The sequence below is a fragment of the Kosakonia sp. S42 genome (genome assembly GCF_016624785.1).
Lineage (GTDB): Bacteria > Pseudomonadota > Gammaproteobacteria > Enterobacterales > Enterobacteriaceae > Kosakonia > Kosakonia cowanii.
In genome coordinates this window covers 26,103-46,747 of sequence record NZ_JACVTW010000021.1, presented here as the reverse complement: position 1 = coordinate 46,747, position 20,645 = coordinate 26,103, and the positions used below count along the sequence as shown (strand labels likewise).

Annotated in this window: 15 protein-coding genes and 1 pseudogene; 8 read left to right on the top strand and 8 right to left on the bottom strand. The window is 56.2% G+C overall.

The features are described from left to right. Positions 1-101: 101 nt before the first annotated feature. The 3 genes from aguB to IAE50_RS18835 all read left to right on the top strand — a co-directional run bounded on the left by aguB (position 102) and on the right by IAE50_RS18835 (position 4,162). Entirely contained in the window at positions 102-989 is an 888-nt protein-coding gene (aguB, locus tag IAE50_RS18845; protein ID WP_094422496.1) for an N-carbamoylputrescine amidase, read from the top strand. Next, the gene (aguA, locus tag IAE50_RS18840) at positions 989-2,071 is read left to right on the top strand and encodes an agmatine deiminase (protein WP_200580945.1); all 1,083 of its coding nucleotides are present in this window, start codon (positions 989-991) and stop codon (positions 2,069-2,071) included. The genes aguB and aguA overlap by 1 nt, the downstream gene beginning before the upstream one ends. A gap of 408 nt (positions 2,072-2,479) precedes the next feature. Then, a complete protein-coding gene (locus tag IAE50_RS18835; RefSeq protein WP_200580944.1) occupies positions 2,480-4,162 on the top strand; it encodes an alpha,alpha-trehalase in 1,683 nt (560 codons plus the stop codon). 111 nt (positions 4,163-4,273) lie between these two features. Here IAE50_RS18835 and IAE50_RS18830 read toward each other — a convergent pair whose 3' ends face one another. Next, positions 4,274-5,866 carry an STY4199 family HEPN domain-containing protein gene (locus IAE50_RS18830; protein ID WP_200580943.1) on the bottom strand — a complete coding sequence of 531 codons (1,593 nt, stop codon included), beginning with the start codon at positions 5,864-5,866 and terminating at the stop codon, positions 4,274-4,276. A gap of 277 nt (positions 5,867-6,143) precedes the next feature. Between IAE50_RS18830 and IAE50_RS18825 the strand changes: the two genes are divergently transcribed. Continuing rightward, positions 6,144-6,542, top strand: a complete 399-nt coding sequence (locus tag IAE50_RS18825) for a YdeI family stress tolerance OB fold protein (RefSeq protein ID WP_076769361.1) — start codon at positions 6,144-6,146, stop codon at positions 6,540-6,542. Positions 6,543-6,584: 42 nt separating this feature from the next. Here IAE50_RS18825 and IAE50_RS18820 read toward each other — a convergent pair whose 3' ends face one another. After that, a complete protein-coding gene (locus tag IAE50_RS18820) occupies positions 6,585-7,343 on the bottom strand; it encodes an SDR family NAD(P)-dependent oxidoreductase (protein ID WP_200580942.1) in 759 nt (252 codons plus the stop codon). A 118-nt stretch (positions 7,344-7,461) separates the two neighbouring features. Here IAE50_RS18820 and IAE50_RS18815 point away from each other — a divergent pair, with 118 nt between their 5' ends. The 3 genes from IAE50_RS18815 (at position 7,462) to IAE50_RS18805 (ending at position 11,044) form a co-directional block, all read left to right on the top strand. Beyond that, positions 7,462-8,364 (top strand): LysR family transcriptional regulator, encoded by a 903-nt coding sequence (locus IAE50_RS18815; RefSeq protein WP_200580941.1) that lies wholly within the window; start codon positions 7,462-7,464, stop codon positions 8,362-8,364. 112 nt (positions 8,365-8,476) lie between these two features. Continuing rightward, positions 8,477-9,457 carry an inner membrane protein YhjD gene (gene yhjD / locus IAE50_RS18810; RefSeq protein WP_370569036.1) on the top strand — a complete coding sequence of 327 codons (981 nt, stop codon included), beginning with the start codon at positions 8,477-8,479 and terminating at the stop codon, positions 9,455-9,457. 270 nt (positions 9,458-9,727) lie between these two features. Continuing rightward, positions 9,728-11,044 (top strand): MFS transporter, encoded by a 1,317-nt coding sequence (locus IAE50_RS18805; protein WP_042713238.1) that lies wholly within the window; start codon positions 9,728-9,730, stop codon positions 11,042-11,044. 38 nt (positions 11,045-11,082) lie between these two features. On the opposite strand, the gene IAE50_RS18800 is transcribed toward IAE50_RS18805, so the two are convergent. Together IAE50_RS18800 and pdeH are read right to left on the bottom strand one after the other, a co-directional pair. Then, positions 11,083-13,137, bottom strand: a complete 2,055-nt coding sequence (locus IAE50_RS18800) for an AsmA family protein (RefSeq protein ID WP_200580940.1) — start codon at positions 13,135-13,137, stop codon at positions 11,083-11,085. A 67-nt stretch (positions 13,138-13,204) separates the two neighbouring features. Next, positions 13,205-13,975, bottom strand: coding sequence for a cyclic-guanylate-specific phosphodiesterase (gene pdeH / locus IAE50_RS18795; RefSeq protein ID WP_042713240.1), 771 nt, complete (start codon positions 13,973-13,975; stop codon positions 13,205-13,207). Positions 13,976-14,206: 231 nt separating this feature from the next. Between pdeH and IAE50_RS18790 the strand changes: the two genes are divergently transcribed. Further along, positions 14,207-15,136, top strand: a complete 930-nt coding sequence (locus tag IAE50_RS18790) for a sugar kinase (RefSeq protein WP_200580939.1) — start codon at positions 14,207-14,209, stop codon at positions 15,134-15,136. A 49-nt stretch (positions 15,137-15,185) separates the two neighbouring features. Here the strand turns inward: IAE50_RS18790 and IAE50_RS18785 are convergent, their stop codons facing one another. From IAE50_RS18785 to IAE50_RS18770, 4 genes and pseudogenes are all read right to left on the bottom strand, one after another. Then, complete coding sequence (locus tag IAE50_RS18785) at positions 15,186-15,557, bottom strand: putative T6SS immunity periplasmic lipoprotein (RefSeq protein WP_375287630.1); 372 nt, start codon at positions 15,555-15,557, stop codon at positions 15,186-15,188. Between the two features lie 75 nt (positions 15,558-15,632). Next, on the bottom strand, positions 15,633-17,123 hold the full coding sequence (locus tag IAE50_RS18780; protein ID WP_042713242.1) for a pitrilysin family protein: 1,491 nt from the start codon (positions 17,121-17,123) through the stop codon (positions 15,633-15,635). 216 nt (positions 17,124-17,339) lie between these two features. After that, a complete protein-coding gene (locus tag IAE50_RS18775) occupies positions 17,340-18,626 on the bottom strand; it encodes a dicarboxylate/amino acid:cation symporter (RefSeq protein ID WP_124967047.1) in 1,287 nt (428 codons plus the stop codon). A 213-nt stretch (positions 18,627-18,839) separates the two neighbouring features. Then, a pseudogene (locus IAE50_RS18770) lies at positions 18,840-20,486 on the bottom strand (EAL domain-containing protein); the annotation flags it as partial. Between the last annotated feature and the right edge of the window lie 159 nt (positions 20,487-20,645).

Here is a 20,645-nt window from a genome sequence, read left to right as displayed (position 1 = left end):
AACAATACATTTTATTCATAACGCAGATCGTTGCTATAGTTTGCGCCACAACAAGTGCTGAAATTTTGCACTAACCGAACCGAGACCTACGGGAGATGTTTATGAGAAATGTAACTGTCGCCGCCACCCAAATGGCATGCACCTGGGATCTGGAGAAAAACGTACAGAACGCTGAGCGTCTGGTACGTGAAGCTCACCGCCAGGGCGCGCAGGTGATCCTGATTCAGGAGCTGTTCGCCGCGCCTTACTTCTGCATCGATCAGAGCCCGGAGCACTATGCGCTGGCGCAGGAAGTGGACAACAGCCCGCTGATTAAACATTTCTCTGCCCTGGCAAAAGAGCTGGAAGTGGTGCTGCCGCTGAGCCTGTTTGAAAAGAGCAACAACGCCTACTACAACTCGCTGGTGATGATTGATGCCGACGGCAGCGTGCTCGACACCTACCGTAAAACGCACATTCCGAACGGCCCGGCATACCAGGAAAAACAGTTCTTTATCCCGGGCGACACCGGCTTTAAAGTGTGGAACACCCGCTATGCGAAGATCGGCGTCGGCATCTGCTGGGATCAGTGGTTCCCGGAAACAGCTCGCTGCCTGGCCCTGCAGGGCGCGGAGCTGATTTTCTACCCGACCGCTATCGGTTCAGAACCGGCTTACCCGGATATCGACAGCCAGCCGCACTGGACCCGCGTCCAGCAGGGCCACGCTGCCGCAAACGTTGTGCCGGTTATCGCCTCTAACCGTATCGGTACCGAAGCCAGCAAATATATTGAAGGCCTGGAAATGACCTTCTACGGCTCCTCTTTCATTGCCGATCAGACCGGTGAGCTGGTTGAGCAGGCAAACAAAACCAGCGAAGCCGTGCTGGTGCACACGTTCGATCTCGATGCTATTGCCGCACAGCGTGCCTCCTGGGGCCTGTTCCGCGACCGCCGTCCGAATATGTACACCGCGCTGGCAACATCTGATGGCAGCGTAAGGAGCAAGTAATGTCACAGCTGACCATGCCGGTAAAAGACGGATTCAGCATGCCCGCCGAGTGGGCGCCGCATCAGGCCGTGTGGATGATTTGGCCCTACCGTACGGATAACTGGCGTGCCGACGCCGCGCCCGCGCAGCAGGCTTTCTCTGCGGTGGCAAAAGCGATCTCCCGTACCACGCCGGTCATTATGGGCGTGCCGGCAGCGGAAATGGCGAAAGCACGGGCAGCGATGCCCACCGACGTCACGCTGGTGGAGATGGAGAGCGACGATGCCTGGATGCGTGATACCGGCCCGACCGTCGTGACCAACGCTGCCGGCGAAAAACGCGGTATTAGCTGGACATTTAACGCATGGGGCGGCCTTAACGGCGGTCTCTACGCCAGCTGGGATCGCGATCAGTTAGTGGCTGAGCAGGTAGCAAACTACCATCAGATGCCGTGCTATCACACGGACCTGGTGCTGGAAGGCGGCTCGATTCACGTTGATGGCGAAGGTACCCTGCTGACCACCGCGGAGTGTCTGCTTAACGCCAACCGCAACCCGAACCTGAGCAAAGCGCAGATTGAGCAGCAGCTGCGCGACTATCTTGGCGTATCGCAGATCATCTGGCTGCCGGACGGTGTGTTTAACGATGAGACCGATGGTCATATCGATAACATGTGCTGCTTTGTGCGCCCGGGCGAAGTGGCTCTGCACTGGACCGACGATGAAAACGATCCGCAGTACGCCCGCTCCATGGCAGCGCTTGACGTTCTGCAAAGTGTGGAAGATGCGCAGGGTCGTCGCCTGAAAGTGTGGAAAGTGCCCTCTCCGCAGCCGCTTTACGCCAGCGCGGAAGAGACATGCGATGTTGAGAAAGGTACGGCGATTGAGCGTCACGAAGGCAACCGCCTGGCGGGCTCCTACGTTAACTACCTGGTCAGCAACCAGCAGATCATTTTCCCGCTGCTGGACCCGGCGACCGATGGCGCGGCGCAGGCGCTGTTTGCTGAGATGTTCCCGGATTTCATCATCACCGGCGTGCGAGCTCGCGAGATCCTGCTCGGCGGCGGTAACATCCACTGCATCACGCAGCAAATCCCCCGCTAACACCCTTCCCGGCGGCCTCTGTCGCCGGGAGTCGCCACTCTTTATTTCGCGCCGTATGGCGGGTATTGCAACATTGCTCTAACGTAATAAGAGCGTATTCTGATTTCTTTCCCCAGCGATAAAATGAACGACCCTGTTCTGCGGTGGTCAACTGCGTAATACCGGGTTAATTCACAAATCGTTGCAAAACGAATGCTCCGAAATTTACCACTACTTAAAGCACAGGAATAAGTGACTTATTCGTGCTTTATCAGCCAGTTGTGGATTTTTAGCTGCTGTAAGGCCGATTTCAAAACGTGATCATCCGCACACTTTGATCACCAGAGATCGAAGCGAATGTCTAAGCTTTATAGATAGCCGGGCAACACCCGTAGTTTTTTACGACGACATCCGGAGGCCAACGTCACTATGTTCAACCAGAAACTACAAAGCGCAGAATTAATGGAATGGGTATTCGAAGATGAAACCTACGACACCGATCCGTGCGAGTTAAAACTGGATGAAATGATCGAGGCGGAACCGGAACCGGAGATGATTGAGGGGATGCCCGCATCTGATGCGCTCACGCCTGCCGATCGTTATCTGGAACTGTTTGAGCATGTGCAATCATCGCGCATCTTCGCCGACAGCAAAACCTTCCCTGACTGTGCGCCGAAGATGGATCCGCTCGATATCCTGATTCGCTATCGCAAAATTAAACGCAAACCGGAATTCAACTTACGCCAGTTCGTGAAGGCGCACTTCTGGATGCCGGAAAACTACGCCAAAGAGTATGTCTCCAACCCGGAAAACTCGCTGAAAGAGCATATCGACCAGCTGTGGCCGATCCTCACCCGCGAGCCGCAAGACCATATTCCGTGGTCCTCCCTGCTGGCGCTGCCGCAATCCTATATTGTGCCAGGCGGGCGTTTCCGTGAGACCTACTACTGGGACTCCTACTTCACCATGCTGGGGCTGGCAGAGAGCGGGCGCGACGACCTCCTGCGCTGTATGGCCGATAACTTCGCGTGGATGATTGAGCGTTACGGGCATATCCCTAACGGCAACCGCACCTACTACTTAAGCCGTTCGCAGCCGCCGGTCTTTGCACTGATGGTCGAACTGTTTGAGGAGGATGGCGTGCGCGGTGCGCGGCGCTATCTCGACCATCTGCTGATGGAGTATGACTTCTGGATGGATGGCGCGGAGTCGCTGGTGCTGAACCAGGCTTACCGCCACGTGGTGCGTATGCCGGACGGCTCGCTGCTTAACCGTTACTGGGATGATCGCGATACGCCGCGCGATGAATCGTGGATTGAAGACGTAGAGACCGCGCGTCACTCTGGCCGTCCGCCGAATGAGGTGTATCGTGACCTGCGTGCTGGTGCAGCCTCCGGCTGGGATTACTCCTCCCGCTGGCTGCGCGATGCGCACCGCCTGGCGAGCATCCGCACCACGCAGTTCATCCCGATCGATCTGAACGCGTTTATGTTTAAGCTCGAGAGCGCGATTGCCAACATCTCCGGGCTGAAAGGCGACCGCGAGCGTGAAGCGCTGTTCCGCCATAAAGCGAGCGACCGCCGTGCGGCCATCAACCGCTATCTGTGGGACGACGAAAGCGGCTGCTTCCGCGACTACGACTGGCGTCGCGAGGAGATGGCGCTCTTTTCTGCTGCGAGTATTGTGCCGCTCTATGTCGGCATGGCGACTCACGAACAGGCTGAACGTCTGGCAGAAGCGGTTACCAACCGTCTGCTGACACCGGGCGGGATCCTGACAACGGAGTATGAAACCGCCGAGCAGTGGGATAAACCTAACGGCTGGGCACCGTTGCAGTGGATGGCGATTCAGGGCTTTAAGCTCTACGGCAACGATGAGCTGGGCGACCAGATTGCCCGCAGCTGGCTGAAGACGGTGAATGTTTTCTATCATCAGCACCATAAGCTGATTGAGAAGTACCATATCGCCAGCAGCACGCCGCGCGAAGGTGGCGGCGGTGAGTATCCGTTGCAGGATGGTTTCGGCTGGACCAACGGCGTAGTACGCCGCTTGATTGGCCTCTACGGCGAGCCCAAAGTGGACGAACCGGACGACAAGCCGCAAGAGCAATAACGCTGCACATTCCGTAGGCCTGATAAGGCGGAGCCGCCATCAGGCAGTGTTTGCCGGATGGCGCTAGCGCTTATCCGGCCTACGGGGTTACACAAACCGTCCAGCCTTTACTCAATCAATGGCGTTATAAATGGCGGTGTGCGTCTCTGCCCATTTACGGTTCTCATCGTTCGGACTGGCGTCATAACGCAACTGCGCCTGCTCCATCTCATAACGCTGGCGATCGACCACCGGTTTGGTGGTGCAAAATGCCTGCAGATAATTTTTGGTGATGGAGGTGAGCGGCTTATTGTTCGCCACCATCTCATGGGTCAGGGTGGTAATAAAACGTCGGCACGGGCGCTTCTCATCCATCTGTAACCGGTAGCGCAGCAGCAGATCGAGCACATCGTTGTAGTCCGAAATCACCGCATGTTCAGTCCAGGAGAGTTTCCAGTTCATGCCGGTACGCAAAAAGAGCGACACCACGCGAGTATCGTTGCGGTCGATAGCCGAGCGGAAGTTGTTCTCATCCCGCGGCAGCCCCATTGAGCTGAGCTCCTCTTTCGCCGACGGTTTCTGACGCTCCTCAGCAATGGGTACCGTAATATTGGTCTGACGTGCCACCGGCGCGGAGACGCCGCCCATAAAGAGCCAGAAAGCCCCAATCGCAATCACCAAAGCGACGACGCCCACTGCGCCCCACAGCACGCCAGAGACCATCTGTTCACGCTCTTCGCGGCTGCGCACCTGGCGGGTCGCCGGTTTATCAATACTGTCGCGAATCGGTTGGTTATCGCCGCCCGCGGCGCGATCCTTTTTGCGCGCCTGCTCCCAGTAAGCATCCAGCTCACCTGCCGCCTCTTTCAGTAACGCCGCGGGGTTAATTTTGCCGCGCCCCTCATCAAAGGCGCGCTGTACTGGCCCGGCGATCTGTGGATAGTAGCCCTCGAGCATCGCTAACTGGTTAGAACTCAGCGCATTGCCGGCGATAACGCTGGCGCGGATCTCGCGCACATCATCTAACAGGGTTTGCAGGGTTTTACGCGGTTCGACAAACAGGCTCAGACCGGACGCATCGTTAAACAGGCTGGCGTAGCGCTGACCATACTCTTTTTTATCCACCAGCAGCAGCGCCAGCTCGCTAAACAGCATGCCGCTTAACACATCATTGCGGTCGCCGAGGCGCAGCCAGCGGCGCACGCGATCGGCGCCAAACTGTGTTTTCAGGTGATTGCGCAGACGCTCCGCATCGGGCCACGCCTGCATCACCAGCCCTTTCATCATCATCTCCATCGCGCGCAGGTGTTGCAGCCCGCTCTGCTGCTGGAGCGGATCGTTAGGGCCGAGCGCGGTGCTGTAGGTCAGCAGTTTCTGCTTTTTACGCAGGTTCTCCAGCGCGGCGATAAAGCGCAGCGCGGCAATAAGCTGGTTTTCCGTGACGCTCTGACCGTTTTCATAGCGTGGCACCAGCTGTTGCAAGTGACGAAGCTGCAACGTAAATTGCGTTAACTCCGCATCGTTAAGTTTGAGTCTTTTCGCCACCGCTCCCCAACCACCCAAACTGAGGCGCGCAACATCAAGCTGTTCCAGAAACCAGCGCGGATCTTTTCCTTCATCAAAATGCACATTCAGCAGCAGCAAAATTTCGACAGAAGCCTGGCGAATAATAGCGATGCATTTTTCAAACTGTTCACCTGTATTAACAGGGGCAGGAGTTGTCATTATTTTCCCTTAAGTACAACTTAAGACATATTGCGCTGACCCGGTCAGCGGGTAATTTTTTCTTTAGTTATTAGTCGCTAAAAGATAGCTCAGCGGTGGCTGATTATCAGTGATACCTGTTTCAGAATAATAAAAACAGCCCCAAATATTCACGATATTTATTTTTTTACCCGCGGCCGCTTTTTTTATAAGACCAGGAAAACAGATAAATCGCCTGTACAGTTGCCCGCTCTCTGCCAGGCTTAAAGTCGTGTACTGGTAACAATCAGGAGAAGTTATGAAAAAAATCGTGCTTTCCGCCTGCTTAGCAGCTCTCTTTTCGATGTCAGCATTTGCAGATGAGGCACCCGGCCTGAAAGCGGATAAAGCCCCGCCGCCGCCACATAAAATGGATGACGGTTACCGGGGCATTGAAGATGCGCGCAGCATGAACGTTAAACAGGCGAAGAGCCTGCATGACGGCGCGTCCGTCTCGCTGCGTGGCAATTTGCTGAAGAAAGAGGGGAACGATCTCTATCAGTTCCGCGATAAAACGGGCCATATCCAGGTGCAAATTCCGATGGCGGTGTTTGAAGGTAAATCCTTCTCACCGGACGATCTGGTGGGCATCAGCGGCTCGCTGGATAAAAAGCAGAAGCCCGTGCGCGTGAAAGTCACGCACTTCCAGGTGGAATAAGTGGCCGCCCGGTAGCCTTCAGGCTGCCGGGCGTTATGCGCATTACAGGAACATCCCGCCAGAGACCTCCACCCGCTGCGCCGTCATCCATGCCAGCTTATCGCTAAGCAAGGCAGCAATCGCATCGCCAATATCATCCGGCTGCCCAACCCGCCCGAGCGCCGTCTGCGAAGCGATATAGTGATGAACCTGCTCGTTGTCCCGCACCACGCCGCCGCTAAAATCGGTCGCTATCGCGCCTGGTGCGATGATATTTACCGCAATACCGCGCTCGCCCAGCTCTTTCGCCTGGTAGCGGGTCAGCACTTCCATCGCCCCTTTCACCGCCGCATAGCTGGCACGTCCCGGCTGGCAAAAGCGCGTTAGCCCGGTAGAGACATTCAGAATGCGCCCGCCGTTTTTGATCAGCGGCAGCAGTTTCTGCGTCAGGAAAAAGGGGCCTTTAAAGTGGATGTTGACCATCTCGTCAAACTGCGCTTCACGCGTCTCGGCAAAAGCGGCCTGAATGCCGGTTCCGGCATTGTTCACTAAATAGTCAACGTTATCGCGCTGCCATACTGTTTGCAGCCGCTCCTGCACCTGCGAGACAAAATCATCAAATTGGCTGATATCGCCGACATTCAGCGCTAATGCTGTCGCCTTACCCCCTTTTCGCTCAATCTCATCCACGACTTTTTGCGCTTCAGCCTGGTTGGTGTTGTAGGTCAGGATGATGCCGATTCCGCTCGCCGCCAGCTTGAGTACCGCGTTTTTACCCAGCCCGCGGCTGCCACCCGTTACGATTGCGATAGGTTGTGTCATATATAGCTCCTCATTGTTGATAACCTGCACAACAAAAAGCTTATTGGCTGCACGGTAAACAATAAAGGTGCTAAATTACGCTTTACTGTTTCATAAATAACAACAATAGTGCACAGTGATGGATAAAATTTACGCAATGCAGCTTTTTGTCCGCGTCGCGGAGCTTTCCAGCTTCTCTAACGCGGCGGAGTCGATGGGGTTACCAAAAGGAAGCGTGTCGCGCCAGATTCAGGCGCTGGAAACGGAGCTTGGCACGCAGTTGTTGCACCGCACCACGCGCCGCGTGCAGCTGACGCAGGATGGCATGGTCTATTACGAGCGGGCGAAAGATCTGTTGGCGAATATTGAGGAGCTGGACGGGATGTTCCTGCACGATCCCTCAAGTATCAGCGGGCGTTTGCGGGTGGATATGCCGGTCGCGGTGGCGAAAAATTTAGTGATTCCGCGGTTGCCCGATTTTTTGCAGCACTACCCCGGCATTGAGCTGGAACTGAGCAGCAGCGATCGGCTGGTGGATGTGATCCGCGAAGGGTTTGATTGCGTGGTGCGCGTTGGCACGCTGAAAGATTCCGGCCTGATTGCGCGCCAGCTTGGCAGGCTGTCGATGATCAACTGCGCCAGCCCCGATTATCTGGCGCGTTTTGGCTACCCGGAGTCGCTGGAGGACCTCTCCTCCCACGCGCTGGTGCATTACGCCGTCAACCTCGGGGCGCGCCCGCAGGGCTTTGAAGTGTGGCTGGATAAGCAGACGCGCTGGGTGAAAACCGGCGGTATTCTCACCGTCAATAGTACCGAAACGTACCACGCTGCCTGCGTGGCAGGGCTGGGCATTATTCAGGTGCCGCGCGTCGGCGTGCGCGAGGCGTTACGCAACGGAAAGCTGGTGGAGATCTTGCCGCAATATCGCGCCGAACCGATGCCGGTTTCGCTGATCTACCCGCACCGGCGCAACCTTTCGCGACGCGTACATCTGTTTATGGAGTGGCTCTCAACCGTGTTGAAGGATTATGTCGACCAGTAGCGACTATAATTCTGCATACCACACATTCAGGAGAAGGAAATAAAACCTGATGAAAACGGAAGATGTCGAAAAACGTCCCACGCAAGACCTTGAGTATGAGCCTGTCAGGAAGATGGCAGAAACACCGGAAAAGCCGGAAAAAGAGACCTCTGATAAAGATAGCGGGGCGATTGCCGCCGTGACCGATACGGCAAAGAAGATCCAGCGTAAACCGTTGGTGGCGCATCTTATTCGCGCCACAGAGCGCTTTAACGACCGGATGGGTAACCAGTTTGGCGCGGCGATTACCTACTTCTCCTTCCTGTCGATGATCCCCATCATGATGGTCTCGTTTGCCACCGCCGGGTTTATCCTCGCCTCGCATCCGACGCTGCTGCAGGACATCTTCAATAAGATCCTGCAAAGCGTCAGCGACCCGACCATGGCCTCGACGCTGAAAAATACGCTGCATATCGCCGTAGAGCAGCGTACGACCGTCGGGATTGTTGGTTTTGCTATCGCGCTCTACTCCGGGGTGAACTGGATGGGCAACCTGCGGGAAGCGATTCGCGCCCAGTCGCGCGATGTCTGGGAGCGTAACGCGCAGGATGAAGAGAAGATTTGGGTAAAGTACTTCCGCGACTTTATCTCGCTGATTGGTCTGCTGGTGGCGCTGGTGATTACCCTCTCCATCACCTCGGTGGCCGGGGCGGCGCAGGAGCTGATTATCTCCACGCTGCACCTTGATTACATCGACTGGCTGAAGCCAGCGTGGGGGCTGATTGGCCTGATGATTTCGGTGCTCGCCAACTACCTGCTCTTCTTCTGGATCTTCTGGCGGCTGCCGCGCCATCGTCCGCGTAAACGCGCGCTGATCCGCGGTACGTTTATCGCCGCGATTGGCTTTGAAGTGATCAAAATCGTTATGACCTGGACCCTGCCATCGCTGGTGAAATCCCCCTCCGGCGCGGCATTTGGCTCGGTACTGGGTCTGATGGCGTTCTTCTACTTCTTCGCCCGCCTGACGCTTTTCTGCGCGGCGTGGATTGCCACTGCGCAGTATAAAGATGACCCACTGATGCCGGAAGGTCGCCGTCGTCGCACCGCTAAATAAGCTATCGGGCTGATAGATAGAATGAAAATATCAGCCCGATCCATAATTCCAGCATGAAAATCCAGTCCGTAACTTTTATTTAACCGAAAACCAGTTTTATCCACTAACTTCTAAAATGTGTGAAGCATTTCATAGATGTGAAATCACAGGTCTGAAAATTATTCGCTTTTTGCCGCTTTTTTGCCCGCCCGCCGGGTTTGTTACAGATTGAAATAACGCTTTTGCTGTGGCTAATATGCTCGTTCGTTCGCCTAAAAATAAGAAAACATTATGCAAGCTACAGCTACAACCTTTGACAACGAGCAGGAAAATCCCCCGGTAAACTCGCGCAAAAAAGTCGTCGTCGCCTCGCTGATTGGCACCGCCATTGAGTTCTTCGATTTCTATATTTACGCCACCGCCGCGGTTATCGTTTTCCCGCATATCTTCTTTCCCCAGGGCGACACCACCGCAGCCACGCTGCAATCACTGGCAACCTTCGCTATCGCCTTTATTGCCCGCCCTATCGGCTCCGCCGTTTTCGGCCACTTTGGCGATCGCGTCGGGCGCAAAGTCACCCTCGTCGCTTCGCTGCTGACCATGGGTATATCTACCGTCGCCATCGGCCTGCTGCCGGGTTATGAAACCATTGGCGTGATGGCACCGCTGCTGCTGGCGCTGGCCCGTTTTGGTCAGGGCTTAGGTCTGGGCGGTGAGTGGGGCGGCGCAGCGCTGCTGGCCACCGAGAACGCGCCGCCGCGTAAACGCGCGCTGTATGGCTCCTTCCCGCAGTTGGGCGCGCCTATCGGCTTCTTCTTTGCCAACGGCACCTTCCTGCTGCTCTCCTGGCTGCTGACCGATGAGCAGTTTATGCAGTGGGGCTGGCGCGTGCCGTTTATCTTCTCTGCCGTGCTGGTGCTGATTGGTCTCTATGTTCGCGTCTCGCTGCATGAAACCCCGGTCTTCGCCAAAGTGGCCGCCGCGAAGAAGCAGGTTAAGATCCCGCTTGGCACGCTGCTGACAAAACATGTGCGCGTGACGGTGCTGGGCACCTTTATCATGCTGGCGACCTATACGCTGTTCTATATCATGACCGTTTATTCGATGACCTTCAGCACCTCGCCGCAGGGCTTAGGTATGCCGCGCAATGAAGTGTTGTGGATGCTGATGATGGCGGTAATTGGTTTTGGCGTGATGGTGCCGATTGCCGGTCTGCTGGCGGATGCGTATGGGCGTCGTAAGAGCATGATTGTCATCACTACGCTCATCATTCTCTTCGCGCTGTTCGTCTTCCCGCCGCTGCTGGGCTCCGGTAGCCCGGCGCTGGTGATGACCTATCTGCTGATTGGCCTGAGCCTGATGGGATTAACCTTCGGCCCGATGGGCGCGCTGCTGCCGGAGCTGTTCCCGACGGAAGTGCGCTATACCGGTGCCTCGTTCTCCTATAACGTCTCGTCGATCCTCGGCGCCTCGGTAGCGCCTTATATCGCCACCTGGTTGCAGGCAAACTACGGCCTGATGTACGTCGGCTTCTACCTGGCGGCAATGGCGGGGTTAACCCTTATCGCCCTGCTGCTGACCCACGAAACCAAGCATCAATCCCTCTGATGATTCCCCCTCTCTGTCACCAGAGAGGGGTTTCACCTTTAGCGTTTCATCTGTGACAAAATCGCCTGGCACTGGTTCTCTTCGCCTTCCGACGGGGAGATAAGCGCCAGCAGTGCGGCGGCTGGCGTCACCAGTGTTGCCAGCGCTGCCGCCACTGCGCCACGGGCAATCAGCGGACCCGGTTTCACACCGGCCTGCGGGTTCTTAAAGCTGCCGCGCACATAGAGCGGTGAACGCAGCGTCACGATGCGCACCCCTTTGCTCTCCGGGTTGATGGTCAGGTCGAGCTGTTCCGAAGCCATGCTGGCGGTGCCGGTAATGTTAATCAGCGCGTTTTCCGTATCGAAGGCGAAGATCTGCGGCCGGGCAACGCCGTTAACCAGATCGAGGTTAGCCGCCGCGCAGTTGACGCGCACTTCATCATCGCCAAACAGTTGACCGACCACATAGTTCCCGACGTTGAGGCCGACGATCTCCATCAGGTTGCGGCTTATCAGCCCGTCGTTCATCAGCAGTTTCAGGTTACCGTTGCTGGTGCCGAGCAGGGCCGCTACCGAGTTGCCGACGCCGCGGAATTCAGCATCACCGTTCATCTCACCGAGGGTTTTCTGCATCAGCTCAACATCGGGCATCAGCTGTTTCAGCTTCAGCTTACGCGCCTGAATAGTGGCGCTACCCTGCATCGGCTTCTTATCCCCTTCGAGGTGAATGTTCGATGAAATAATGCCGCCCGCGAGGCCAAACTTCAGCGGTTGCAGGCGCAGGTCGGCGTTTTTCAGCAGGATATGGGTAGTGAGATCGCTAATCGGCAGCGAAGAGCCGTGCTCAATGCGGCGGCCTTTAAAGCGCACATCCGCATCCATCACGTTCCACTTATCCGTTTCAAAGCGATCGTAAGGCAGCACTTTGTCGGCAGGCTGCACCGGTTTCTCGCCCTTTTTCTGCTCCGATTTCTTCGACTGCTCGGCCCCTTTACCGGAATCGACGCCAATCAGCGGCCCGAGATCCGCCAGACGCAGCTGGCGCGACTCGACATCGCCCTCCAGTTTCGGACGCGGTTTGCCATTGGTATAGGTCAGCGTGCCGTGAATATCACTCTCGCCGATATGGCCGTTGAAGTTGCGATAGTCGTAGACCGCGCCCTTCTCATCATTGAGTTTCGCCACCAGACGACCATCCGTTTCAAACGGCGGTGTATCGGGCAGCAGCACGCCGGTCAGTTCATAGAGATCGCCCAGCGAATCGCCGCCAAACTTCAGCTTCAGATCGACGCCGCCCATATTCATCGGATCTTTCACCGTGCCGACAAACGCCACGCGGGTGTTACCGGAGCGGAAATCCGCCTGCACCGGGAATGGCGTCGTTTCGCTGCGCAGCGACAGCATGCCACCAATTTTACCTTCGCCGCTCAGCGGCTGGTCGTTGTAGCGCCCTTTCGCCTTCAGGCCGAAGACATAATCGCCCGCTTTGTTGCTGTCATCCTTTTTACCGGTCACTTCGCTGAACGGCAGCGGTTTGCCCAGCGGATCGACCTGAATGGTCAGGTCGGCACGGCTTACCGCGTCATCAATGACGATTCGTCCTTTATCAAACAGGATGTTATCGAGACGGAATGACCAGGAGGAGGGTTTAGCGTTGGCATCGGCGTTCTCATCCGCCGCGAGGGTAAAGGTCCAGTTGTTGAGCTTTTCCGAGCGGCGAATCAGCCGCGCATCGGGCTGTTGCAGCTTGATCCACGGCAGGTAAACGGTTTTGGTAAACAGCGCTAACGGCGAAATCGTCGCGTCTACGCGCGGCAGGTGCACCATGGTGATCTCATCGATCCCCGGCGGGTTACCCAGAATAATATCTTCGGCGTGAATATGCGGCCACGGGATCCAGCTGCGCCAGCCGGTCTCCTCTTTTTGCCGCGCCCAGTTAACGCCGAGATCGCCGCGGATCGCGAAGGGGCGATTCAGCTCAGTGGAGACTTTTTCATTGATGGTGGGTTTAAGCCGGTTCCAGTCAAATGTCGCAATGATGACGATGGCCACCACAATCACCAACAGCAGCGTCGACACAACCGCCGTCACTATTTTGCTCGTTCTTGTCATTGATATGCCTTTTCCTTTAAAGCCTTACCTCTCATAAAGATAGTAGACCTGACGGAAAGGGCAGCGGTTAAAGATCGAGTATTACATTCTCAAGATTGGCCAGCGGAACCGGACGCGAGAGGAAATAGCCCTGCGCGGCAAAGGCGGGCGAGTTTTGCACATCGCGCCACTCCTCCAGCGTTTCAACGCCTTCGACGATCACGCCCTGGCAGTAGTGGTTCATCAGTTGCAGCAGCAGGGTGAAGAGATTCTGCCCTTCCGGCGTTTTGCGCAGCATCATAAAGAGCTCCCGCGCGATTTTGATGTAGTCATAACGCACTTCGCTCAGCGCGGAGAAGTTGGCCATGCCGGTACCAAAATCATCCAGCCATAGCGGGCCAATCTCGCAGATGGAAGCAAACGACGAGTCCTGCGGTAAGCCAATATGCTCCACCAGTTCGAAACGGATCCACGGCAGTGAATCGACCAGCGCCATGACGTCACCATACTGCCGCATCGCCAGCAGCGTTGGGCCATCGACATTCACCGACGCCAGCACGCCGTGCTGCGCAAAGAAATCTTTCTGCTTCGCCAACAGCGCAAGCTGTTCATGCACCACATCAATACGCTGGCGCACCGGCACTTCTGAGAAGTAGCGATCGGGCGCGATACGTTTTTCCGGCTGCGAGGGGTGAGTTACTACGGTCAGCACTTCAATCGCCATCAGACGACCATCGGTTTTATAGATGGGCTGGTAAGTGTACGCACGCTCGCACTGCAGCCAGTAACGGTGCTCGTGCAAGCTTTCGACATTCATATGAGGAATGTCTGGCGGCGTGTTGACCTGCTGTAACGTCATTTCTGCTGTCCTGTCGATGGGGATGATCTGGAGGAACTCGTCAACAGGTTATCGGCGGGTGTTCTGAGAACTTTACCTCGGGTTACCCGGCAAAATGGAAAAAGCATAGCGTGCTAATTGCAGGTAATACGTCTTAGCTCAAAAAAATAGTGGAACGATGTTTTAATATAGTTGACCACAAAACAGCCCCATCGCACACTAGCGATAATTTATCTGATTCAGGTTACGACTATGTCCAGGAAAATTGCCGTCATCGGCGAATGCATGATTGAGCTGTCACAAAAAGGCGCAGAAGTTAACCGTGGCTTTGGTGGCGACACGCTGAACACCTCTGTTTATATCGCCCGCCAGGTTAATCCGTCGGCGCTGGCGGTGCATTACGTTACCGCGCTCGGTACCGACAACTTCAGCCAGCAGATGCTCGACGCCTGGCAGCAGGAAGCGGTTGATACCAGCCTGACGCAGCGTATGGAGAACCGTCTGCCGGGTCTCTACTACATCGAAACCGACAGCAGCGGCGAGCGCACCTTCTACTACTGGCGTAACGAAGCGGCGGCGAAATTCTGGCTGGAGAGCGAGCAGTCGGCGGAAATTTGCGAAAAACTGGCGACCTTCGACTACCTCTACCTGAGCGGTATTAGCCTGGCAATTCTCAGCCCCGGCAGCCGGGCGAAGCTTCTGTCGCTGCTGAAAGAGTGCCGCGCCAACGGCGGCAAAGTGATTTTCGATAACAACTACCGCCCGCGCCTGTGGGCGAGCAAAGAGGAGACCCGCGAGGTCTATCAGCAGATGCTCGCCTGCACCGATATCGCCTTCCTGACGCTGGATGATGAAGATCTGCTCTGGGGCGAGCAGCCAGTGGAGACGGTGATTGAGCGCACCCAGCAAGCGGGCGTCAGTGAAGTGGTGATCAAGCGCGGCGCGGACTCCTGCCTGGTGGCAATTGCTGGCGAAGCGGTGATTGAGATCCCGGCGGTGAAGCTGCCGAAAGAGAAGGTGATCGATACCACAGCAGCGGGCGACTCCTTCAGCGCCGGTTACCTTGCCGTGCGCCTGACCGGCGGCGAGGCTTCTGAAGCGGCGAAACGCGGACATCTTACCGCCAGCACCGTTATCCAGTATCGCGGCGCGATTATTCCGCGCGAGGCAATGCCGGAGTAATAACGTTAAGTCGCCCCGTCGTTATGCGGGGCGACCTGTTTTAGTTCTGTCACTCATTCACCACCAGCTTCTTGCCCTGCTTCGATACTGAAAATCGAGCCTCATATGAACGTAACCCTGTACCCACAGAGACGTTATATTTATTGCCCTCTTTGAAGGCAAAGCCTTCCAGGCCAGAAATGCATTTGCCAGGCTCAAGCAACTGCGGCGCTGTGGCATATGATTTTTCATAGACTTGCCGGGCGTTGGTGATATCCCAGACCCATATTTCCAGCGCCTTCTCTCCCGCATCGGGTTCTTCTACCGACACACAGAGCTGGTTATTTACCGCCGTAGATTGCGCGATGCGCATATTGATGCGATCGCCCATCGGGCAACCTGCGAGAAAGAGAGGTAGAAGGAGAGAGAGGTATTTCTTCACCACAACAGCCTTGTTTTAGATGAACTACTCTGGATATTCATTGGGGCCGCAGTTACGGCCCCATTTTATGCTTACTTACTGCTGCGGCGGGATATCCGACACATCCGGTCGCACATCCTCGCTGGCGGCGGCGGGCGCGGCGGTCTGCGGTTTCATCACCTCGTCCCACGTTGCCTGCAGATCCTGCATGTTATGCTCCGGCTCGCCTTTCGGCTGCATCAGCACCAGCGTCATCTCCTGAGACAGCTGCTGGTGCAGATCCTGGTTCAGCATCTGCGGCGTCAGGTTGTCGAGAAAACGCTGGCGCAGTTTCTGGTACTGCTCCGGCGCGATATCCACCACCTGGTTTTGCAGGGAACGCATCCGCTGGCTGATGAGAATATCGGTATCGGCGCGCGCATAAGTGGCAAACAGCTTTTGCAGTTCGAGGGATTTCTGCGCAATCAGCGCCTTCAGCTCCTCTTCCGGCAACCCTTTCTCCCGCACTTTCGCCAGCTCGCGCGCAATTACGCCGGTGTTGGCGTTCAGCTTGTCGTTTGGCGAATCAACGTTAATGGCGCACTGCGCACGCTGGAACAGCACGCGGCAGTCGAAGCCGAGGCTCAGATCTTTGGCATTGTTCTTGTTGAGGCTCTGCTGAACGTGCCAGAACAGCGCTTCACGGGCTAAATCTGCCCGCCAGTAGCGCTCCAGCTCCGCCGATTCGCGGATCGGCTGCCAGGCCGACTCCCACATGATCGACAGGCGATCCTGGGTGACCGCCTCGCTCATCAAGCTCACCGGCTGATGCGGCAGCGGCGAAAGCGTCGCCACCGGGGTCGGCGTATGGCGTTTGCCTTTCAGTTCGCCAAAGGTTTTGGTGATCTGCTCGGCGACCGCGCGGCTGTCGACGTTACCGACCACAATCAGCGTCATCGCATCCGGCGTGTACCATTTTTCATAGAAATCTTTCAGCTGCGCGGCATCGACCGGCGCTTTCACTTTTGCCGCCGGATCGTGGCTTAGCAGCGGCGACCCTTTCAGGCGGTAGCGCCACCAGCTCTCTTTGGTGTCGGCAGGCCAGGTCGCGACCATATCATTGCTGCTCAGCGCGTAATTTACCGTCTCTGGGGTAACGGTCAGTTTCCCGGCGGCATCGGCCAGGTAGACCATCGCCTCTTTCAGCAGATCGCTGCGGTTATTCGGCAGGCTGAGGTTATAGAGCGTGTATTCGTAGGAGACCAGCGCCGGCGGCAGCGGGCGTTTCGGGTCAATACCCTGTTGCCAGAGAGATCGCACCTGCGCCGGTTCGAGGCGGCCGCTATGGGTTAAGGCAACGCGGGGAATAACGTGACTGAAACCGCTCTGCTGCGCATTTTCGGTGAGCGAGCCGGTATCAATCGAGAGTCGGATTTCAATACGATCGCTGGGGCGCTGCGGAGTGGAGAGAACCTGCCACTGGAAACCATTCGCCAGCTTGCCTTGTTGCCATGCCGGATCGGGCTGGAGCGCCTCTGCCTGCACATAACCGGCCGCTGCCAACATCAGCAACCCGCCTGTTAACAATCGAATTTTTGTGCCCTGCATGAGAACCCCTAATCAACATTCCTGGTTAAAAAGTATGCCGCCCATAGGTCAATGGACAGACATAAAACACTCCGCTTTTAGACCGCAGGAAACGCAAAACGTCACAGCGCGAAGTGAAGAATCCCGAAAATTCAGCGTGAATTGTGACGGAAGCAAGGGGGTAATTATGCTTAGCTGCCCGTAGTCAGACAAGGACTACGGGCGTAAGTCTTGAAATTATGAAGAGATTTCTGACGTTTTTGCGGCGCTGGTTCGATTATTAAGCGTATCGTTAAGCTGTTTTTCATCCAGCTCTTTAACCCATTTCGCCACCACAATGGTCGCCACGCCGTTACCGACCAGGTTGGTCAGCGCACGCGCTTCGGACATAAAGCGGTCAATACCGAGGATCAGCGCCAGGCCCGCAACCGGCAGGTGGCCAACCGCAGAGAGCGTTGCCGCCAGCACGATAAAGCCGCTACCTGTAACCCCGGCCGCCCCTTTGGAGGAGAGCAGCAGCACCACCAGCAGGGTGATCTGATGGAAAATATCCATATGGCTGTTGGTCGCCTGGGCGATAAACACCGCCGCCATCGTCAGGTAGATAGAGGTGCCGTCCAGGTTAAACGAATAGCCGGTCGGGATCACCAGACCCACCACCGATTTGCGGCAGCCCAGGCGCTCCATCTTCTCCAGCATGCGCGGCAGCGCTGACTCCGAGGAGGAGGTGCCCAGCACAATCAGCAGCTCTTCGCGGATATAGCGAATGAATTTGAAGATGTTGAAGCCGGTGACGCGGGCGATGGAGCCAAGCACAATCACCACAAACAGAATACAAGTGGCGTAGAAGCAGATGATCAGCTGACCCAGCTGCACCAGCGAGCCGACGCCATATTTGCCGATGGTGAAGGCCATCGCCCCGAACGCCCCGATGGGTGCCAGGCGCATAATCATGTTGATGATGCCGAAAATCACCTGCGAGAAGCTTTCGATGACGTTAAAAATCAGCTGGCCTTTGTGGCCCAGGCGATGCAGGGCAAAACCAAACAGCACGGCGAAGAGCAGCACTTGCAGGATGTTGCCGCTGGCGAAAGCGCCAATCACGCTCGCCGGGATGACATCCATAATAAACGCCACAATCCCCTGCGACTGCGCCTGTTCGGCGTAGACCGCCACCGCCTTGGCATCGAGGGTGGAGGGATCGACGTTCATCCCTGCGCCGGGTTGCACGACGTTGACGATAATCAGGCCGATGATCAGCGCCAGCGTACTGACAATTTCAAAGTAGAGCAGTGCCACCGCGCCGGTACGCCCGACCGCTTTCATGCTCTCCATACCGGCAATACCGGTAACAACGGTACAGAAGATAACCGGCGCGATGATCATCTTGATGAGCTTCACGAAGCCATCACCAAGGGGTTTCATCTGTGCGCCGAGTTCAGGGTAGTAATGGCCAAGCAAAATACCGATAGCGATCGCTGTCAGGACCTGAAAGTAGAGACTTTTAAACAGGGAGGTTTTCATAAGGTGTCCTTGAGATTAACCTCAGGCTTTATAGGGTTTTCGGTTAGCCTGCGGATTAAAAATAACACCCGTCCTGAATGACAGAAATGTGCTTACGGCGTTTCTGAAACAAGAATGTTAAAAACTTTGAGCTGACTCGCACAATCTCGTAACAAAGTAACTATTTTAATCAACGCCCGCAGCGGCCAGATAGCGCTTCTCAAAGGCATCTGGCGATACCGCCTCATCCTTAGCGGAAAAGAGCTGACGTTCGCAGATATCAAGACGCAAACTCTGAGGCGGAAGATCGTAGTGGCGCAGCCGCTCAGCAACACCGGCAACATTCGCCTGCTGCAACAGTGCCTCAGCAGGAAGCGCAACCGCCAGCGGCAGCGTAATGCCCCGTGCCTGCCAGTCGGCCAGCAGGTGACACGCCTCTTCCAGCATCCAGTCGCACACTTTGCCCGTCAGCCCACAGGCCTCGATTTGCGCGAACAGTTCGGCGTCTGCGACCTCGTTATCATCAGACTTACGTAAACGCAGCAGCGCACGGGCGCTGACCACTTTGCTATCCGGCTGCGCCCGTAGCGGTTGCAGCCAGAGCGCAAAACGCTGCTGCTCAAGAGCAGAGAGAAGGTCAGCTTCCTGCAACAGCCAGCGCTGGGCCGCTTCGCGCTGCTGCGCATCGAAGAAGTGGATCTGGTTTTTACCATTTCGCTGGGCGGCGGCAAGCGCGGAAGTGGCCTGCTGCATAAGCGCCTGCGCAGAGTGCGTGCTGCCCGTCATTGCCACCCCAAGGTTGGCGTGAGGGCGCAACTGAATGCCCTTCAGCGGCACACGCTCGTTGATAACAGTGAGCACTTGCTTACTTAATTTCATCGCCTGCCAGGGCTGCTGAATGGCGGGCGCGAAGAGGGCAAAATCGCTGATATTAAGCTGCGCCAGCAGCATACCCGGCGACAGCACCGATTTAAGCTTCTCCACCAGCGTCAGCAGCAGCACTTCACGCTGATCTTCATGCAGCACCCCGGCGGTGTCGCGCAGGGTGTCGCTGGAGATTATCAACAGCGCCGCGCGCGCATCGGCAGTGAGGGCCTGCTCAAGCAGCGCCAGCAGGACGGCTTTATTCGGCAATTCGGAGACCGGGAAGCGCACCGTTTGCGTATGGCTCTCCTCCTGCTGATGCTGTAGCTGCTGCTGGTTGCGGTTATAGCTGCGCACGATGCGGCCAATTTCATCATCTTTATGATGGCGCGGCAGCGGCAACTGGTGGCCGGGGAGCGCCTGCGGCGGGATCTCATCCAGTTCGCGGGCGATTTTACGCAGCGGATGCATCACCAGCCGGTTGATACACCAGGTGAGCGCCACGGTCAGCATTAACGTCAGCAGTAAGTAAGCCGTCACTAACGTCGACAGGGTACTGATCACAAACTTATAGACGCGGTACGAGTCTGCCTGCAGCACAAGGTAGGCCAGCGGCTGCGGGTTGACCGGGCGCTCAAGCGAGTAGATAGGCAGTGAAATCTGGATCGGCAACTCAAACATGCGGGTAATGGTTACCGGCACCGGGCGCTCGGGAATAAAGCGCATGCGCAGCGCCTGGAACTGGTTGGGCAGCATCACGTCGGCGCGGCTTACCACCCCGGCGGGCTTAATCTGTTTGATGATCGCTTCGGCTTCAGGAATATCCGCCTTTAAAATTGCCGCCGAGAGGGGTTCGCGCACAGAGCGGGCGATACTTTCCAGTTGCGTAGCCGTGTTATAGCGATTCTGCTGCAGGAAATGGAACAGCAAAATAACGCAAAAAATAAGCACAAAGAACATGGAGACAACAGCAACCATGGCCATTTGTTTGATGGTTAAAGAACGGCTAACACGCAAAATCACTCTCCAGAGAAACAATCGGCGCAGAGGATGGGTCAGGATGACTCTGCCGCCAGAGTATACTCTATCGCAGGGCGATTAAGATAAGGGGCTACGCAGATTCTCATTGGCCCGCGAGTGGCGCAAAAAGATGTAATAACCTTTTGAATCTTATGC

Coding starts and splice junctions, on each gene's coding strand:
- aguB (WP_094422496.1), top strand. CDS start 102: ATGAGAAATGTAACTGTCGCCGCCACCCAAATGGCATGCACCTGGGAT.
- aguA (WP_200580945.1), top strand. CDS start 989: ATGTCACAGCTGACCATGCCGGTAAAAGACGGATTCAGCATGCCCGCC.
- IAE50_RS18835 (WP_200580944.1), top strand. CDS start 2,480: ATGTTCAACCAGAAACTACAAAGCGCAGAATTAATGGAATGGGTATTC.
- IAE50_RS18830 (WP_200580943.1), bottom strand. CDS start 5,866: ATGACAACTCCTGCCCCTGTTAATACAGGTGAACAGTTTGAAAAATGC.
- IAE50_RS18825 (WP_076769361.1), top strand. CDS start 6,144: ATGAAAAAAATCGTGCTTTCCGCCTGCTTAGCAGCTCTCTTTTCGATG.
- IAE50_RS18820 (WP_200580942.1), bottom strand. CDS start 7,343: ATGACACAACCTATCGCAATCGTAACGGGTGGCAGCCGCGGGCTGGGT.
- IAE50_RS18815 (WP_200580941.1), top strand. CDS start 7,462: ATGGATAAAATTTACGCAATGCAGCTTTTTGTCCGCGTCGCGGAGCTT.
- yhjD (WP_370569036.1), top strand. CDS start 8,477: ATGGCAGAAACACCGGAAAAGCCGGAAAAAGAGACCTCTGATAAAGAT.
- IAE50_RS18805 (WP_042713238.1), top strand. CDS start 9,728: ATGCAAGCTACAGCTACAACCTTTGACAACGAGCAGGAAAATCCCCCG.
- IAE50_RS18800 (WP_200580940.1), bottom strand. CDS start 13,137: ATGACAAGAACGAGCAAAATAGTGACGGCGGTTGTGTCGACGCTGCTG.
- pdeH (WP_042713240.1), bottom strand. CDS start 13,975: ATGACGTTACAGCAGGTCAACACGCCGCCAGACATTCCTCATATGAAT.
- IAE50_RS18790 (WP_200580939.1), top strand. CDS start 14,207: ATGTCCAGGAAAATTGCCGTCATCGGCGAATGCATGATTGAGCTGTCA.
- IAE50_RS18780 (WP_042713242.1), bottom strand. CDS start 17,123: ATGCAGGGCACAAAAATTCGATTGTTAACAGGCGGGTTGCTGATGTTG.
- IAE50_RS18775 (WP_124967047.1), bottom strand. CDS start 18,626: ATGAAAACCTCCCTGTTTAAAAGTCTCTACTTTCAGGTCCTGACAGCG.